This is a genomic window from Peristeroidobacter soli, from assembly GCF_004138485.1.
Classification (GTDB): Bacteria; Pseudomonadota; Gammaproteobacteria; order Steroidobacterales; family Steroidobacteraceae; genus Steroidobacter; species Steroidobacter soli.
The window spans coordinates 1,046,650-1,062,906 of the sequence record NZ_RYEV01000005.1 but is presented as its reverse complement, the minus strand read 5'-3'; the positions used below and the strand labels follow the sequence as shown (position 1 = coordinate 1,062,906).

The 16,257-nt window shown below is 63.2% G+C and carries 15 protein-coding genes and 1 riboswitch; of the genes, 10 read left to right on the top strand and 5 right to left on the bottom strand.

The genetic code is table 11. The features are described from left to right. Positions 1 to 589: 589 nt before the first annotated feature. The 4 genes from EKO19_RS25880 to metX form a co-directional block, all read right to left on the bottom strand. Positions 590 to 1,555: an NAD(P)H-dependent flavin oxidoreductase gene (locus EKO19_RS25880; RefSeq protein WP_129779959.1), complete on the bottom strand. Its 966-nt coding sequence runs from the start codon at positions 1,553 to 1,555 to the stop codon at positions 590 to 592. Positions 1,556 to 1,569: 14 nt separating this feature from the next. Then, positions 1,570 to 3,867 (bottom strand): hypothetical protein, encoded by a 2,298-nt coding sequence (locus EKO19_RS25875; protein ID WP_129779957.1) that lies wholly within the window; start codon positions 3,865 to 3,867, stop codon positions 1,570 to 1,572. 139 nt (positions 3,868 to 4,006) lie between these two features. After that, positions 4,007 to 5,173 carry a cystathionine gamma-synthase gene (gene metB, locus EKO19_RS25870; RefSeq protein ID WP_129779955.1) on the bottom strand — a complete coding sequence of 389 codons (1,167 nt, stop codon included), beginning with the start codon at positions 5,171 to 5,173 and terminating at the stop codon, positions 4,007 to 4,009. Continuing rightward, on the bottom strand, positions 5,170 to 6,186 hold the full coding sequence (metX, locus tag EKO19_RS25865; protein WP_129779953.1) for a homoserine O-succinyltransferase MetX: 1,017 nt from the start codon (positions 6,184 to 6,186) through the stop codon (positions 5,170 to 5,172). Before metX ends, metB begins: the two co-directional genes overlap by 4 nt. Positions 6,187 to 6,328: 142 nt before the next feature. Continuing rightward, positions 6,329 to 6,449: riboswitch (SAM riboswitch) on the bottom strand. Positions 6,450 to 6,654: 205 nt separating this feature from the next. Between metX and EKO19_RS25860 the strand changes: the two genes are divergently transcribed. The 10 genes from EKO19_RS25860 to EKO19_RS25815 all read left to right on the top strand — a co-directional run bounded on the left by EKO19_RS25860 (position 6,655) and on the right by EKO19_RS25815 (position 15,468). Next, positions 6,655 to 7,002 carry a YerC/YecD family TrpR-related protein gene (locus EKO19_RS25860; RefSeq protein ID WP_129779951.1) on the top strand — a complete coding sequence of 116 codons (348 nt, stop codon included), beginning with the start codon at positions 6,655 to 6,657 and terminating at the stop codon, positions 7,000 to 7,002. Continuing rightward, a complete protein-coding gene (gene hisG, locus EKO19_RS25855; protein WP_157995452.1) occupies positions 7,002 to 7,901 on the top strand; it encodes an ATP phosphoribosyltransferase in 900 nt (299 codons plus the stop codon). The genes EKO19_RS25860 and hisG overlap by 1 nt, the downstream gene beginning before the upstream one ends. A gap of 189 nt (positions 7,902 to 8,090) precedes the next feature. Then, complete coding sequence (gene hisD, locus EKO19_RS25850; protein ID WP_129780327.1) at positions 8,091 to 9,398, top strand: histidinol dehydrogenase; 1,308 nt, start codon at positions 8,091 to 8,093, stop codon at positions 9,396 to 9,398. Next, a complete protein-coding gene (gene hisC / locus EKO19_RS25845; RefSeq protein ID WP_129779947.1) occupies positions 9,395 to 10,471 on the top strand; it encodes a histidinol-phosphate transaminase in 1,077 nt (358 codons plus the stop codon). The genes hisD and hisC overlap by 4 nt, the downstream gene beginning before the upstream one ends. After that, complete coding sequence (hisB, locus tag EKO19_RS25840; RefSeq protein ID WP_129779945.1) at positions 10,468 to 11,544, top strand: bifunctional histidinol-phosphatase/imidazoleglycerol-phosphate dehydratase HisB; 1,077 nt, start codon at positions 10,468 to 10,470, stop codon at positions 11,542 to 11,544. The genes hisC and hisB overlap by 4 nt, the downstream gene beginning before the upstream one ends. Further along, on the top strand, positions 11,544 to 12,149 hold the full coding sequence (gene hisH, locus EKO19_RS25835) for an imidazole glycerol phosphate synthase subunit HisH (protein ID WP_129779943.1): 606 nt from the start codon (positions 11,544 to 11,546) through the stop codon (positions 12,147 to 12,149). Before hisB ends, hisH begins: the two co-directional genes overlap by 1 nt. 7 nt (positions 12,150 to 12,156) lie before the next feature. Further along, positions 12,157 to 12,915 carry a 1-(5-phosphoribosyl)-5-[(5-phosphoribosylamino)methylideneamino]imidazole-4-carboxamide isomerase gene (hisA, locus tag EKO19_RS25830; protein ID WP_157995441.1) on the top strand — a complete coding sequence of 253 codons (759 nt, stop codon included), beginning with the start codon at positions 12,157 to 12,159 and terminating at the stop codon, positions 12,913 to 12,915. Further along, positions 12,879 to 13,646 carry an imidazole glycerol phosphate synthase subunit HisF gene (hisF, locus tag EKO19_RS25825; RefSeq protein WP_129779939.1) on the top strand — a complete coding sequence of 256 codons (768 nt, stop codon included), beginning with the start codon at positions 12,879 to 12,881 and terminating at the stop codon, positions 13,644 to 13,646. Before hisA ends, hisF begins: the two co-directional genes overlap by 37 nt. After that, positions 13,643 to 14,272, top strand: coding sequence for a bifunctional phosphoribosyl-AMP cyclohydrolase/phosphoribosyl-ATP diphosphatase HisIE (gene hisIE / locus EKO19_RS25820; protein ID WP_129779937.1), 630 nt, complete (start codon positions 13,643 to 13,645; stop codon positions 14,270 to 14,272). Before hisF ends, hisIE begins: the two co-directional genes overlap by 4 nt. A gap of 107 nt (positions 14,273 to 14,379) precedes the next feature. After that, positions 14,380 to 15,468 (top strand): glycosyltransferase family 4 protein, encoded by a 1,089-nt coding sequence (locus tag EKO19_RS25815; protein WP_129779935.1) that lies wholly within the window; start codon positions 14,380 to 14,382, stop codon positions 15,466 to 15,468. A gap of 4 nt (positions 15,469 to 15,472) precedes the next feature. Here the strand turns inward: EKO19_RS25815 and EKO19_RS25810 are convergent, their stop codons facing one another. After that, positions 15,473 to 16,255 carry a DUF4198 domain-containing protein gene (locus EKO19_RS25810; RefSeq protein WP_157995440.1) on the bottom strand — a complete coding sequence of 261 codons (783 nt, stop codon included), beginning with the start codon at positions 16,253 to 16,255 and terminating at the stop codon, positions 15,473 to 15,475. Positions 16,256 to 16,257 lie beyond the last annotated feature (2 nt).

Below are 16,257 nucleotides of genomic sequence, written 5' to 3'. Positions count from 1 at the left end.
GCGAACCGGTTATGATCTGTCCCAGGCGACGGATTCGATCTCTTCCGCCGCTTCCGCCTTCGGGCAAATCTCCATGTCTCGACCACTACGGTCGAGGTGTCTTTGGTGGAAACGGGACTCGTGTCGGGTTAGTCCCCAAGGCCGGTATCGGCTCAAACCGATGCCGCCACGACGTAAGTCTTAAGTTGCCACATCCCAGGCCGGCCTAGCGCCGGCCTGTTTTTATCCACAGCTCCCCCACTTTCAGCCCCGCCCCCTGGGTCAATCCAGGCGCCGGGTCCACTCCTTAATATAAGGAGTGGCAGATCGGTACTGAGCCGGCCGTCGAACTCCGACGGCCGCTTTTGCAGGAGCGACCGGCCCCCTTCCTTGCCGCCCCTCGGCACCGGCGTGAAACATGGCCAGTGAGTCGATCCGGTGAGCCTCCACCCGGAGGGGGCTTTGCGCGGAGTTCCGGTATAGACCCATTCCAGGGCCTGCCCGACGCCGACGATCCGCGGAGGAACAGGCCTCCGGGACGATGCCGACTTTTCGGAAAATGGACCCGATCCGGGCCTGCCCGGGGGCTAGGCGGCTGTCCACGGCGAGCTCAGGCCACGAGCTCCGCTGCCGCCCGCAGGTGCGCCCGACAATCCGCCACGATCCGTTCGACCAGCTCGGCACAACTCGGCACGTCGTCGATCAATCCGATCACCATGCCGGCGCTGATCACGCCGCCGTCGATGTTTCCTTCCTTGAGCGCCTGCCTGCCGCGGACACCGGCCACGAGCGGACGCACTTCCTCGAACTTCGCGCCCTGCTTTTCCATCGCGACCACCTCGTTCGAGATCGCATTCTTGAACACGCGCGCGGTGTTGTGCATGGTTCGGAAGATCAGATTGGTATCGCGCTCGCCGGCCTTCGCCAGCGCTTGTTTGATGTTGTCGTGAAGCGGCGCTTCTTTGGTGATCATGAAGCGCGTGCCCATGTTGATGCCATGAGCGCCCAGCGCGAACGCCGCGGCCATCCCTCGCCCGTCGCCGATTCCACCCGATGCAATCACGGGAATCTCGAGCGCACGCACGGCGGCCGGAATCAGAATCAGATTGGGAACATCGTCTTCACCCGGATGACCGGCGCATTCGAAGCCATCGATGCTGACCGCATCGACACCCGCCCGCTGCGCCGACAACGCATGACGCACCGACGTGCATTTGTGCACGACCCTGATGCCGCGCTCCTTGAGCTTGCCGATGAAATCCTTGGGATTGTTGCCGGCGGTCTCGACGATCTTCACGCCGCTATCCATGATCACCTGCAAATATTCCGCGTACGGCGGCGGCGTGATCGCCGGCAGGATCGTGAGATTCACACCGAACGGCTGATCCGTCATCGTCCGGCAGCGTTCGATCTCTTTACGCAGATCTGCCGGCGTCGGCTGGGTGAGCGCCGTGAGAATGCCGAGTGCGCCGGCGTTGGAAACGGCCGACGCCAGCTCAGCGGTGCCCACCCATTGCATGCCGCCTTGAATGATGGGATAGCGCGTGCCGAGCAGCTCGGTGACTCTGGTTCTCATGTGAAAGCAGGTCCTCAGTTCACATCCACCACGACGATCCGCTCAGGACCGGCGAGGAACAGGTAACGTCCATCGCGGCTCATGACTGCCGCAACTGACAGCGTGGCGCCAGGATAGAGCGCGATGTCCGCGTTGTATTGAATGACATCCGCGGGCAGCGCGACCTGATCGATCTCTGGATACTCCGGGGTGGGCGTCGCCGTGAGATCGTGAACGGCGAGACTGCTGCCGCTCGGGGTGCGCACGAGCCGGTAGGCTCGCTCGCCGTTCGGCGACAGGGTCGCGAAGTTCTGAATGTAACCCCCTGTTGGCAGTCGGCCGAGCAATTGACCAGAGAAGTTATAGACCTGAGCGAAGGACTGCAGGATGCGCGTCTCGGAGTGACTGATCTGGATCGCTATCGAACCGCCGGTCTGGATCGGCGTGGTTCGGGCCCCGAGCAGACCGGTGGCGATATCATCGCTGTCGTACAGCCAGGGAGCGATCGGCGGCGATACCCCATACTCGCCAACCATCAGATAGCGGCCAGTCGGGCTCTGCGCCAGCTGCGCCTCATAAAGAGACTCGAAGTTGAATCCTGTCGGCGCGTCGCGCAGGATCGAATCGAACCGCAGGATCGAAGTGTTACCCGAGAGGCCGGCAAAGTGGTAGGTCTGGGCGATCAGACCGACGCCGAGCTCATTGAGCTGAATCGTATTGAATGAGGCCGTCCGGTTCTGCCCCGACGGCAGCGCCCACACCTCGGTGCGCGGCTGCGAAAGATCATCCGCATCGAGCGCATAGATCGCGTGACGCGCGACGACGATCACCTCCTCGCCATTGCGAGTGAGCACCGCATCGGCAATCTCCGGAATCGTCAGCGTGATCTCCGCCGCCCAGGTCGCACCGTTCCAGCGATAGCTCTCGAGTTGAGACTGGGTGCGATCGATCGCGATCAACCGGCCGCGCTGCTCATCCAGCACCAGTCGTTTCGCGTTCGGCGACTGGATCACCCCTTCGCCCAAATTCGACGCCTGCACCACGACGCGTGCGGCTGAGCGCGTGAGCCCCGAAGCCGTATTGAAACGAATGGGATAGACACCGGCGCCCAAGGCGGGCATCTGCAGCGTCACGCTATCCGCATCGACGCGCGTGAGCGTGGCCGCCGATGCACCGTCAACCGACAACGACGACATATCGACGTCGCGGATGTCCTGCCCCCGTAACCGCAGCGTCGCCCCCGCGCCAGGCGCGAGCAGATAAGGCGAGGCCGCGCGGGCGAGCGGCATTCGTACGTTGAGCGTGACAGGCAGTTCGGCCGTGCGAGCGCTGCCACCGCTATCCTGATAATTGAAAGTGATGCTGGTGTTGTACGTGCCCGATGGCAGCACGTTCAATCGAGCGGAGTCGAGGCTCACCGTCAGCTGTTGATTGGACGCGGAGCTTCCGGCCCCGCTCGAGAGCGTCAGCCACGGAGCGCCCGTAGTCGCAGTCCACGTGACTCCCTTCGCTGCGTTCGTTCCGTTCAGCTCATCCGACACGGTGAGCGAGCGAGTGAACTCGGTCGCAAGTGTTTGCGGCGTGACCGTGTAATCGAACGTGCTTGCACTCAGCGCGATGCGCGCTGGCCGGATTTCGAACGTCACGGGGAACGTCAGGGTGCGGTTACGCCGGTCGTCGATGATGGAGATCTGCGCCGTATGCACACCCAGCGGGAGGCTTTGACGGTTCGCAGTGATCGTGAGATTGCCCGCCTGCGTGCCGCTCGTAGCTCCGAAGCCTACCCAGGGCTGATTCGCAGTGGCCCGCCACTGGAGATTCTCGCCGACGATCTGGATCGCGGAGGGCCCGACGGCCGTCGCGCTGGTGGCGCCATCTGCCTGCACGAATGCCAATGGCGCGGCGACAGACGCATTGAACGGCGTGTTCACGCGCAGAGTAACCGTCAGGTCTGCGGTCTTGAGATGGCTCTGATCTTCGCGGCCCGTTACGAACCGCAACGTGGTTGTGTAGGTACCGCGTGGCATCGAATAGGCAAACGCACGCACCGAGAAAACGACTTGCGTCGTCGTCGAATTCTCCGGCACGGGCGACAGCAGCCAGGTGGGCATCGTTTGGCCCGGGAGCGTGCCGACGACGACGCCTGCTCCGCGAAAATTGACGGTGAGCGTCGAGCTCGCAAAGCTCGTCGAACCCAGGTCGGCATCCAATGTGATCGAGCTGGTCGATAGCGAGATCGAGGTGTCATCGCCACCGTCACCGCCGCCTCCGCCGCCGCACCCCCACAAACAGCAGAAGAGCAGCGCGAGCGCCACCACACGAAATCTCATCACGATCATTCCTCCCAGTTCGTCCGTGCGTCGCCGGCGATTCTAGGATCGCTTTGACGGCCGGGAGGTTGATAGCAGACTGCTGCGGCAGCCGCAACCGCAGCAACGAGTCAAGAAACAATCAACTTGACATATATTTCCGCTATTTCACGGCGGCGGCACGATCCAATCCGGCGCGCAGATCCTGGAGCAGATCCTCGACCGATTCGATGCCGACCGAGATTCGCAGCAGCGTCTCGCTGATACCAGCCGCGCGCTGAGCGTCGGCCGGCATTGCCGCGTGAGTCATTGACGCGGGGTGCGCCACCAGGCTCTCGACACCACCCAGCGATTCCGCGAGCGAGAATGTCTCCAGGCCTTCCAGAAAGGCGCAGACATTCGGGATACCGCCACGCAGTTCGAAGCTCAGCATCGCGCCGAAGCCGCTCTGCTGGCGCTTCGCCAGCTCGTGCTGAGGATGCGACGGCAAGCCCGGGTAATACACCTTTTTGACCGCCGGGTGATCGTTCAGCGCGTTGGCAATCTGGAGGGCATTGTCACCATGCACTTTCAAACGAGCATGCAGCGTGCGAATGCCTCGCAACGTCATGAAGCTGTCGAACGGCGCGCCGGTGACGCCGATACAGTTCGCCCACCACACCACGCGCTCGTGCAGCTCCGGGGTGGAAGAAACGATCGTGCCGCCGACCACATCGCTGTGACCATTGAGATACTTGGTCGTTGAATGCAACACGAAGTCCGCGCCCAGCGACAGCGGCTGCTGCCACACCGGCGACAGGAACGTGTTGTCGACGAGCAGCCACGCGCCGATCGCATGCGCCTGGTCGGCGACCTTCTGAATGTCGACGATCCGCAGCAGAGGATTGCTGGGCGTTTCCACCCACACGAGCTTCGGCTTGCGAGCCAACGCGGCGGCCAGGGCGGCTTCATCCGTCTGATCGACGAACTCGACCCGCAGCTGGCCACGGCGCGCGAGATTGCTGAACAGGCGATGCGTGCCGCCGTAGCAGTCATGCGGAGCAATCAGCAGGTCGTCATGCGACAGCAGCTGACACGCGAGATGGACGGCGGCCATGCCGGACGCTGTGACGACGGCGCCCGCGCCCCCCTCGAGCGACGCGATCGCCTCGCCCAGCGCATCCCGGGTCGGATTGCCCGATCGCGAATAGTCGTAGGTGCGCTTCTCGCCAAAACATTTGAACGAGAACGTCGATGTGAGATGCAGCGGCGGCACCACCGCGCCGTGCTGGGGGTCGGAATCGAGAGCGGCACGGACTGCGCGAGTCGCGGCCGAGGGGCGCCAGGTCATTTCAAATCTCCGGTAGTCGACAGTGCACGGGTGAACACCTCATGCAGTGCCTGCGTCTCTTTCAAGAAAGCATCGTGGCCGTACAACGACGAGAACTCGGCGAGCTGCACCGGGCCGCTGACCGACTGTCTCAGCATGCGCATGTCCGACAGCGGCACGAGCTGATCCTCGATGACCGCCACCAGCCAGGTGGGCACGCGAATCTTCGCCGGATCGACCTGATGCAGATCGATGGACTCCGACAGGCACACGAAAGCTTCGGGAATATAGGCGGCGGCGTAGGCATCGCCACGCGACAGCAGATAGGACTCGACCGGGAATTGGAAACGTCCATCCACACGCGTCGCCGGGCCGGCGAACCGTTGTTCGAACTCGGCGGGACTGCGATACGTCGCCATCGCCAGCGCGCGAGCCAGACGCAAGCCTTCGGCGCCCTGCCCATTCTGGGCTGCGTAACGAACGACCGCGCGCTGCACGCTGCGCCAGGCCGTCGACATCGGATGTGACCGATGCGCGGCGCTGATCACGACGATGCGCTTCACCAGATCAGGAAATCTTTCGGCGAACGCGAGCGCGACCATGCCGCCGTAGGACGCGCCGACGATCGCTTCCAAGGATCCCAGGTTCAGATGCACCAGCACTCGACGTAGCAGCTCAGCCTGGTCTTGAGAGGCGATCGAGGGGAAGTCATTCTGGCCGGATCGCGGGCCGGTACTGCCACCACTGCCACCGACGAAGTCGATGCCGAGAATGCGATAGCCACTGCTGTCGAGCGCACGGCCGGGGCCGATGATGTCGCTCCACCAACCTTTTTCATTGGGCGTGTCGACGACGGCACGACCGGCGGAAATGCCACCGAGCGCGGCGATGACGGGCGCGGCAGGATTGCCGACCAGTCGCCACGCGACCCGGACGTCTTTCAGCTCACCGCCAAAATGCAGCGGCAAGGGTTGATCAAGCTCCAGCACGCCCTCGTGAACAATCACGGGGGTGCGCGCGGGCACAGCATTCATGAATCGAACACTCCGTATCGACTTCAGTCGCGGCCGAAGGCCGGGACTGAACAGGTTTCGCTCATCGCAGAAACCCCACGGAGGTCCGTAGAGGCGGGTCGCCGTGCCCCACCGCCCGGCAATGCCTGGCAGCTGCAACAGCAACTCATCTGTCGGGGCTCCAAATGGAGTTCCCCGCAGGAGTTGGCACCTTTTCGAGATGGTTAGTCTCGACGGTTGCCCCGGCTTCAAAGGGCCTGACCCTCAGCCGGTCTCGATGAGTAGCGCCGACTGTAGCGTCAACCGGCGGATTCGGTCAAGAAAAGCCTGCCCGGTTGCCGACCTGGGTCACGAAAAAATCACCACGATTTCTTCGTGTTAGCGGTTCCAGGCCGGTAACGGGCTTGCCCCAACCCGCATCAATGTATTAACGTGCTAATACACTAGTACAGTCACTCCTCGTACCGGCCTCCAAAGATTCGGGGCACCATGAAAGAGCATCGGGCATTGACGCCGCGCCAGGAGGCGCTCGCGGAACGAGCGCTGTTTGGCGCCATCCTGACCTTACGCAGCATCGAAGAATGCCGCGCGTTCTTTCGCGACCTGTGTACGCCGGCGGAACTGCAGGCGCTCGCGGATCGATGGGCTGTCGTGGCCCTGCTCCAGCAAGGAGTGCCGTACCGGGAAATTCACAAGCAGACCGGCGTCAGCGTGACCACCATCGGTCGCGTCGCGCGCTACCTGCTCAACGGCAATGGCGGCTATACCTTGGCCGCCGAACGCATGAAAGATTCCACCGACCTCCGTTCACCCGACTCAGGGCGCGTCCGACCATGATGGACAAAGCAACCCGTCTCAAAGTAGCCCTGCAGAAGTCCGGGCGCCTCACCGAAAACTCGCTGGACTTGATGGTCCGCTGCGGCTTGAAGTACAGCCGCGGCAAGGACCAGCTGATGTGTTACGGCGAGAACATGCCGCTCGATCTGCTGTTCGTGCGCGATGACGACATTCCGGACCTGGTGCAACAGGACGTGTGCGATCTCGGCATCGTCGGCATCAATGTGATCGAGGAAAAGCGCCTCGCGTTCCAGGCGAAAGGCGTCACGCCGCTGTTCGAACAGTTGATGACGCTCGACTACGGCAAGTGCCGCCTGTCGATCGCCGTGCCCGATGGCGTCGAATACAAGGACGCGCGCTCCCTGAACGGCAAGCGCATCGCCACCACCTATCCGAACATTCTCGGCCGCTACCTGCGTCAGCGCGACGTACAGGCTGAGATCGTGACGTTGTCCGGCGCCGTGGAAATCGCGCCTCGCCTCGGCCGCGCCGATTTCATCTGCGACCTGGTGTCGAGCGGCTCGACTCTGCTGGCCAATCACCTGTGGGAAGCGGAAACCATCCTGGAGAGCCAGGCCGCGATCATTACCACGCCGGTGCCGGTCTCCCCTGAAAAGCAGGACTGGATCCACCGCCTGACGATGCGCATCGATGGCGTGCAGCAGGTGAAGGAAAGCAAGTACATCATGCTGCACGCGCCGCGCTCGAAGCTTGCCGATATTCGCAAGCTGTTGCCCGGCAGTGAGTCGCCGACCATCGTGCCGCTCGACGGCAACGGCGACAAAGTCGCCGTGCACGCCGTGTGTCGCGAGAACGTGTTCTGGGAAACGCTCGAAAGCCTGAAGAGCGCGGGCGCGAGTGCGATCCTGGTGCTGCCGGTTGAAAAGATGCTGGCCTGACGCCAGCAAGGTTGAGTGGGCCGCAAGCCCGCCATCTGCTGTATTTGGTTGTCGGGCCGCAAGCCCGACAACATGAAACGGATGTTGTATTTGTTGGTCGGGCCGCAGCCCGCCAACCTGACGCCGATGATGTATTTGTGGGTCGGGCCGCAGGCCCGACCCACTTGACCAGAGAGGTTGATCGTGAGCTTGTCGTTGCTGGAGTGGTCGAGTCTTTCCGCGGATGAACGGCGGGCTGCCTTGCGGCGGCCGGCGCAGGCGGATACCGACGGCTTGCATCGACGCGTCAGCGAGATCATCAAGGACGTTCGTGCTCGCGGCGATCAGGCCCTGTTCGAGTTCACCGAACGCTTCGACGGCGTGAAGCTCACGTCCCTCGAAGCCGATGCCGCCGAATTCGCCGCCGCGGACAAGGCGCTCAATGCCGAGCAGCGCGCAGCTCTCGAACGCGCCATCAGCAACGTGCGTCGTTTCCACGAAGCCCAGCTCGGCACCCCGCTGCGAATCGAAACATCGCCCGGCGTGATCTGCGAACGTCACTTCCGCGCCATCGATGCGGTCGGTTTGTATGTCCCGGCGGGCGTCGCGCCCCTGCCCTCCGCCGCCATCATGCTGGCCGTGCCTGCAAGCATCGCCGGCTGTCCGACTCGAATCATCTGCACGCCGCCTCGCAAAGACGGCACCGCTGATCCTGCCGTGTTGGTCGCGGCCCGATTGTGCGGCGTCGAGCGCGTATTCAAAGTCGGCGGTGCGCAAGCCATCGCTGCGATGGCCTATGGCACGGCATCGATTCCGAAAGTCGACAAAGTGTTCGGCCCTGGCAGTGCCTGGGTCACCGCGGCGAAGATTCTCGCGGCGAACGATCCGGATGGCGCGGCCCTCGATCTGCCGGCTGGCCCGTCCGAAGTGCTGGTCATCGCCGATGAAGACGCCAACGCCGAATTCGTCGCTGCCGACCTGCTCGCCCAGGCCGAGCACAGCGCCGACGCTCAGGCCATTCTCGTCACCACCTCACGTAAGCTCGCCGAAGCCACGTTGGAGCAATTGGAAGCGCAGATGCGCCGCCTCGGCCGTGAGAGCACGCTGCGCGAGTCCATCAATCACGCGCGTTTGTTCCTCGTCGACTCGCTGCAAGCGGCCTTCGATCTGAGCAACGCCTACGCGCCGGAACATTTGATCGTGCAGGTCGCCAAGCCTCGCGATTGGTTGCCCAGCATTCGTAACGCCGGCTCCGTGTTTCTCGGTGCGTGGACGCCCGAAACGATGGGCGACTACTGCAGCGGCACGAATCACGTGTTGCCGACCTATGGCTTTGCCCGCGCCTACAGCGGCCTGTCGCTGGTGGATTTCCAGCGGCGCATGACGGTGCAGGAACTGAGCGCCGAGGGCCTGCGCGATCTCGGCCCGACCGCCATCACCATCGCCGGCCTCGAAGGTCTGGACGCACACGCCAACGCAGTGCAAGTGCGCCTGCGCCAACTCGCGAATCCCACATGAACCCGATCCTGAATCTCGCACGGCCCGACATCCTGTCGCTGCAGCCGTATCAACACGCGGCGTGGGAACCGACGCTCGAGCGCCTGCACGCCAACGAAATGCCCTGGCGGGCCGACGGCGACGCGTCGCATGCCGGCCTCAACCGCTATCCCGAGCCGCAGCCCGATGAGCTCATCGAACACCTGGCCAGGCTCTACGGCACCTCGCCGAAGAACGTGATCGCGGGCCGCGGCAGCGATGAAGGCATCGATCTGCTGGTTCGTGCTTTCTGTCGCGCTGGTGAAGACAGCGTGCTGATCTGCCCGCCCACCTTTGGCATGTATAAAGTCTCGGCGCGCATTCAAGGTGCCGGCGTCATCGAAGTGCCGCTGCTCAAAGAGCGTGGCTTCGAGCTGGATGTGCAGGGCGTACTCGCCGCCTGGCGCGAGAACGTCAAACTGGTGTTCATCTGCACGCCCAACAATCCCACCGGCAATCTGCTCGACCGCGCTTCGATTGAAGTGCTGTGCGCGCAGCTGAGCAACAAGTCGCTCATCGTCGTCGACGAAGCGTATATCGAGTTCGCCAACATCCCGAGCATGGTGCAGGACCTGGAGCGCTTCCCGAACCTCGTGATCCTGCGCACGTTGTCGAAAGCCTATGCGCTGGCTGGTGCGCGTTGTGGCGCCCTGATCGCACACGAAGACATCATCAGTCTGCTCACCCGCGTGATCACGCCATATGCACTGCCTACACATACCATCGACTCGGTACTGCATTTGACGGATGACGAGCACGTCGCGGAATCGAAGAAGCGCATCGAGCTGATCCTGACCGAGCGCGCCCGTGTCTGCGAAGGCCTCGCCTCGCTGCCGCTGATTCGCGAAGTGTGGCCCAGTCATGCCAATTTCATCCTGGTCGACTGCAACGACGCCGACGCCGTTCTGCGCGCCGCCCTGTCGGCCGGCTTGATCATTCGCGATCCTCGCTCGCAGCCCGGCCTCGGCAGCAGCCTGCGTATTTCCATCGGCACGCCCGATCAGAATGATCGACTCATCCGTGGTGTGGCCCAGGCATCGGGAGTTCCGGCATGAGCGGCCAACGCGTTCTATTCATCGATCGCGACGGCACGATCATCACGGAGCCCGCCGACAAGCAGATCGACAGCTTGCAGAAGTTCGGACTGGTGCCGGATGTGATCGCAGCTCTGCAGCGACTGCGCGATGCCGGCTACACGTTCGTGATGGTGAGCAATCAGGACGGCCTGGGCACCGAGAGCTTCCCGGAGCCGACCTTCCGGGAGCCGCACGATTTCCTGCGCGAATTGTTGAAGTCGCAAGGCATCACGTTCGCCGAAGAATTCATTTGCCCACACCAGCCGGCCGACGACTGCGAATGCCGCAAACCGAAGACCGGCCTGCTCGATGATTACCTGAAAAAGACTCCGCTCGATCGCGAGCACAGCTACGTCATCGGCGATCGCGAGACCGATCTGCAGCTCGCAACCAACCTTGGCATTCAGGGCATTCGGGTGCGCACGGAAGAAACACCGGGCGACACGTGGCCCGAGATCGCCGCTCGCCTCACCGCGCGGGCTCGTACCGCCACGGTGGTTCGCAAGACCAAAGAAACCGACATCAAGGTCGAAGTGAACCTGGATCGCGAGACGCCGATCCACATCGAGACCGGCCTCGGCTTCTTCGATCACATGCTCGAGCAGATCGCCAAGCACGGCGGCTTCTCGTTGCAGCTCACCTGCAAGGGCGATCTGCACATCGATGAACATCACACCGTCGAGGACTGCGCGCTGGCGCTTGGCCAGGCGTTGAAGCAGGCGCTCGGCGACAAGCGTGGCATTCATCGCTACGGCTTCCTGCTGCCCATGGACGAAGCGCTGGCGCAGGTCGCCATCGATCTGTCGGGCCGGCCCTACTTCGTGTTCGAGGGTCAATTCGGTCGGGATTCCGTCGGCCAGCTGCCCACCGAGCTGGTGCCCCATTTCTTCCGCTCGCTGGCGGAGACCCTGGGCGCGGCGATCAATCTGAAAGTTCAGGGCGAGAACACTCATCACATGATCGAAGCCTGTTTCAAAGGCGTCGGTCGTACATTGCGCCAGGCGTTTCGTATCACGGACACGGAATTGCCGAGCACCAAGGGCACGTTGTAATGCAGCTCGCGATCATCGACAGTGGCGGTGCCAACATCGCCTCCCTCCGCTACGCCATCGATCGACTCGGCGTGGCCTCCGAGCTCACGACCGATCCTGAGCGGATTCGCGCCGCCTCGCATGTGATTTTGCCCGGCGTCGGCGCCGCGGCCGATTGCATGGGCCGGCTGCAGAAGATCCCCGGCCTGGTCGATACGATTCGCAAGCTGCGGCAGCCCATGCTCGGCATCTGCGTCGGCATGCAGCTGTTGTTCGAATCCTCCGAGGAAGGCGAAGTGCCCTGTCTCGGTCTGCTGCCCGGACGCGTGCGTCGCTTCGCCGATCGCGACGATCTGCCGGTGCCGCACATGGGCTGGAATCAACTGGAGTTCGAGCCCGGCTCACCGCTGCTCCAGGACATTCAGCCCGGCGATCATGTTTATTTCGTGCACAGCTATTCGGCGCCGGTCAGCCCGCTCACCGTCGCGACCTCGACCTATGGCGAGCAATTCTCCGCGCTGGTCCAGAGCGGCAACGTGTTCGGCGCGCAGTTCCACCCGGAACGCTCGGCGCGTATCGGCGCGTTGCTGCTGCGTAATTTCCTGCAACTGCAACAGACTCATTGAAAGAACCATGGAGCTGATTCCTGCCATCGATCTGAAGGAAGGCCGGTGCGTGCGCCTGTTCAAGGGCGACTTCGCCGCCGAGACGGTGTATTCGAACGATCCGGCCGAAATCCTGGCCCGCTATCGCGCCTTCGGGGCGCGCCGCATTCATGTCGTCGATCTCGACGGCGCGAAGGACGGTACCCAGGCGAACCGCGAGGCTATCGTGAAGTTCGCCGGCGACCGCTCGCTCAAGCTGCAGGTCGGTGGCGGCCTGCGCTCGCTGGAGCGCGTCAAGGCGCTGCTGGAGACCGGCGTCGAACGCGCCGTCGTCGGCAGTGTCGCCATCAATTCACCCGACGTGGTGATTTCCTGGCTGTCGGAAGTCGATCCGACGCGTATCGTGCTGGCATTGGACGTGCGCCTGGATGACTCAGGCCTGCCGATGCTCACGACGCACGGCTGGCAACAGACCAGCAGTGTCAATCTGTGGAGCCTGGTCGAACGTTACATGCGCTCCGGCATCAATCACGTACTGTGCACCGACGTCGCCCGAGACGGCGCGCTCACCGGCCCGAACTTCGAGCTGTACGCGGATGCGGTGCGCAGATTTCCCGAGCTGCAGTGGCAAGCGTCCGGCGGTGTCGCCACCGCGCGTGACCTGATCGCCCTGCGCGACTGCGGCGTTGCTGCCGTGATCAGCGGCAAAGCGCTGCTGGAAAACAAGATTTCACCTGAGGAGCTGCGGCCATTCTTGCCAAACGCATCATCCCCTGTCTCGATGTAAGAGACGGTCAGGTCGTCAAAGGCGTGCGCTTCCGCGACCACGTGGTCGTGGGCGACATCCTGGAACTGGCGCAGCGCTATCGTGACGAAGGCGCCGATGAGCTGGTGTTCTACGACATCACCGCGAGCCCCGATGGACGCACGGTGGATCGCAGCTGGATCCGTCGTATCGCTCGCATCCTGGATATTCCTTTCTGTGTGGCAGGCGGCATTCGTAGCGTCGCCGATGCGGAGGAAGTGCTCGGTGAAGGCGCGGAGAAGGTGTCGATCAACTCTCCTGCCCTGGCCGATCCTGAATTGATCAGCCGGCTCAGTGCGCGTTTCGGCGCGCAGTGCGTGGTGGTGGGTATCGACAGTCAGACGGTCGACGGCGCCTATCAGGTGTATCAATTCACCGGCGACCCGGAACGCACTCGTAACACCGCGCGCAAGACGTTGGATTGGGTGCGCGAAGTGCAGGAGCGTGGCGCGGGCGAGATCGTGCTCAACTGCATGGCGAGCGACGGCGTGCGCAAGGGATACGACATCGCGCAGCTCAGCGCCGTGCGAGCGTTGTGTCGGGTACCGCTGATCGCCTCGGGTGGCGCAGGCGCGAAGGAACATTTCGCCAGCGTGTTCAACGAGGCGCACGTCGATGGCGCATTGGCCGCGAGTGTGTTTCATACGGGCGCACTGCCGATTCCCGATTTGAAGACCTATCTGCGCGATACTCATATCGAGGTCCGGCCATGAAGCTCGACCAGATCGAATCCTTCGACTGGAGCAAAGGCGACGGCCTGCTGCCGGCGGTCGTGCAGGACGCGACCACCGGCAAGGTGCTCATGCTCGGCTACATGAATCGCGAAGCGCTACGCAAGACGCTGGGCGAGAAACGCGTGACCTTCTACAGCCGCAGCAAGCAACGGCTGTGGACCAAGGGCGAGACCTCCAGCAACTTCCTGCAGCTGGTCGATGCCGCCATCGACTGCGACAACGATACGCTGTTGATCACGGCCAGGCCGGATGGCCCGACCTGCCACAATGGCACGGCGAGCTGCTTTGGCGATGAGATCGGCACGACCGCGACCCGCCTCGCCTTCCTGTCCCGGCTCGAGTCGGTCATCGAGAAGCGGGTCAGCGAGCGGCCCGAAGGCAGCTACACCGCGCGGCTGTGGGCCGATGGTCCGACTCGCATGGCGCAGAAGGTCGGCGAAGAAGGCGTCGAAGTCGCGCTCGCGGCGGTGACCCAGAGCGACGACAAGCTGGTTGGCGAAGCTGCCGACCTGCTGTTCCATCTGACCCTGCTGTTGAAGAGCCGCCAGCTCTCTCTGGGTCAGGTCGTGGAGGAACTGGAACGGCGTCACACCGCCAGGAAGTGAGCCAACGGCGACTGCGTCCGGGTAATCGGTCTGAAGGCCCCTTATAATCCGCTGCCAGCCCCGCTATACCCTCCCGAATAACAAAGCGGGGTCGAGGACGCACGCGCATGGGCAATGTGTTGATGGTCGCCAACTACGAGCCGGACGTGGGCTATGCCTGGAACTTCATCCAGCAGTTCTGGGTGGTGCTCGCGAACAAGTTTCCCGGCCGCTGTCACCTGGCCTATCCCCTGCATGGCGCGGTGCCCGCCGTCATCACCGACGCGGGCATCAAGGTGCATTGGCAGAACATGCGCGACCAGAGCTCCACCGACTTCATCCGGCAGCACCGGATCGAGCACGTGTATCTCACCGACTGGACCGGCCTGAACCCGTTGTATGCGCGCTGGCGCCTGGCCGGCGTGAAAGACATCGTCGTTCACGATCACGTGCCTGGCGACCCGCCCCCTGCCCGAGGCTGGAAAGGCGCGCTCAAAGCATCATTGAACCGCCTGCGCGTGATGTCACCGACACAGTGCCTGGCCGTCGCCGAACACGTGACCAAACGTCACATCGAGACCTGGCGCATGGATCCCAGCATCTGTGTCACGGTCACCAACGGCATCCGTCCGTTCGAGGTCGATCCGTCATTGCGGCCCTCGGTGCGAAACGAGTTGCAGCTGCCGGCCGACGCAAAGGCGTTCCTGATCGTCGGTCGAGCCACCCGGTACAAAGGCATCGACTTCGCCGTGCGTTGTCTCGCCAGGCTGCCGCCTCATGTGCATTTCGTGCACGTCGGCGATGGGCCGGATCTCGAGGAATTTCGGCAGCTCGCTGCTGAGCTCAACGTCGCCGGGCGCATGCACTTCCTGGGAAAACGCAGCGACGTGCCACGAATCATGACGGGCTGCGAGGCCGCGTTTCATCCCAGCCGCGGCGAGGCGATGTCGCTCGCCATTCTCGAATACATGTGCGCCGGCCTGCCGCCGGTCGTGCCGAGCCTGCCCTCGGTGTCCGTGGCCGTCGAGCATCAGGTGACGGGCCTCGTCTATCAGAATCTCAACGTGGATGCCGCCGTCAGTGCGCTCGGCACCCTGGCCGATGACGATACCCTGCGTGCGCGGCTCGGTTCGGCCGCGCACGCCAAGGTGCTCAGTTCCTACACCATCGAACAGACGATGCGAACGTTCGCTGAGAAGATCGCCATCCGGGCGTAGCGGTTCACTCCGTCGCTTCCAGCACCACCGAGTAGGTGTAGCTCACGCCCTGCTGGCTATCCTTCGCCGGTGTGGGCCGATGACGAGACATCGCGAGATATGCGCCCGGCGCGCTCGGCTTGAAGCTGAAGCGGCCGTCCTTGTCCGTCGTCACTTCGGCAAACGGCTTCTGATCCGCCGAGAGTGCCTTCGCTCCGTATACCGACACAGCATGGTTCGCGAGTGGCTTGCCATCGAACAACACTTCGAACTTCACGTCCTGACCGACGAAGGCCGAGCTCGGATGTGACAGCGCACGATATTCGAGGCCGGTGTTACGTGCAGCCAGTGCCTGATCGTTCGGCTTGCCTTGCGTTACATACACTTCGGCCATCGTGATGCTGGTCACGTCGTAGATCCTGGCGCCGGCCGGCGCTTCCTCCTTCGGGCCGAGGAACTTCCAATCGCCATTGACCCACGCGGCCTTCGCCATCCGACCGCCGCGTTTGCCGGTGGAGATGCGATAGGTGCCCGCCTCCTTCGTATCGGCTTCGACGATGGCCAGGTCACGCGTGTACACCGGCGTGAGCTGAACCTTCGCGCCTGCCGGCGTGACGACGTGATAGTCATCCGACTTCATCACCACGTCCGGCGAGAAGAACTCCTCGGTGAAGGACCCTTGCACGGTCACGTGATCGCGCTTGCCGAGGTCGAACAGGTTCGGCAGCAGGAATGGTGAGTGCGCCTGCGCGGTGCCCGCACCCAGCAACACAGCGCTCATCGCCAACACAACACCAGGCTTGATCATAC

Excerpts from the sequence above, each read along its gene's own strand:
- EKO19_RS25880 (WP_129779959.1), bottom strand. The coding sequence starts at position 1,555 with ATGAGAACCAGAGTCACCGAGCTGCTCGGCACGCGCTATCCCATCATT.
- metB (WP_129779955.1), bottom strand. The coding sequence starts at position 5,173 with ATGACCTGGCGCCCCTCGGCCGCGACTCGCGCAGTCCGTGCCGCTCTC.
- metX (WP_129779953.1), bottom strand. The coding sequence starts at position 6,186 with ATGAATGCTGTGCCCGCGCGCACCCCCGTGATTGTTCACGAGGGCGTG.
- EKO19_RS25860 (WP_129779951.1), top strand. The coding sequence starts at position 6,655 with ATGAAAGAGCATCGGGCATTGACGCCGCGCCAGGAGGCGCTCGCGGAA.
- hisG (WP_157995452.1), top strand. The coding sequence starts at position 7,002 with ATGGACAAAGCAACCCGTCTCAAAGTAGCCCTGCAGAAGTCCGGGCGC.
- hisC (WP_129779947.1), top strand. The coding sequence starts at position 9,395 with ATGAACCCGATCCTGAATCTCGCACGGCCCGACATCCTGTCGCTGCAG.
- hisB (WP_129779945.1), top strand. The coding sequence starts at position 10,468 with ATGAGCGGCCAACGCGTTCTATTCATCGATCGCGACGGCACGATCATC.
- hisH (WP_129779943.1), top strand. The coding sequence starts at position 11,544 with ATGCAGCTCGCGATCATCGACAGTGGCGGTGCCAACATCGCCTCCCTC.
- hisA (WP_157995441.1), top strand. The coding sequence starts at position 12,157 with ATGGAGCTGATTCCTGCCATCGATCTGAAGGAAGGCCGGTGCGTGCGC.
- hisIE (WP_129779937.1), top strand. The coding sequence starts at position 13,643 with ATGAAGCTCGACCAGATCGAATCCTTCGACTGGAGCAAAGGCGACGGC.
- EKO19_RS25815 (WP_129779935.1), top strand. The coding sequence starts at position 14,380 with ATGGGCAATGTGTTGATGGTCGCCAACTACGAGCCGGACGTGGGCTAT.
- EKO19_RS25810 (WP_157995440.1), bottom strand. The coding sequence starts at position 16,255 with ATGATCAAGCCTGGTGTTGTGTTGGCGATGAGCGCTGTGTTGCTGGGT.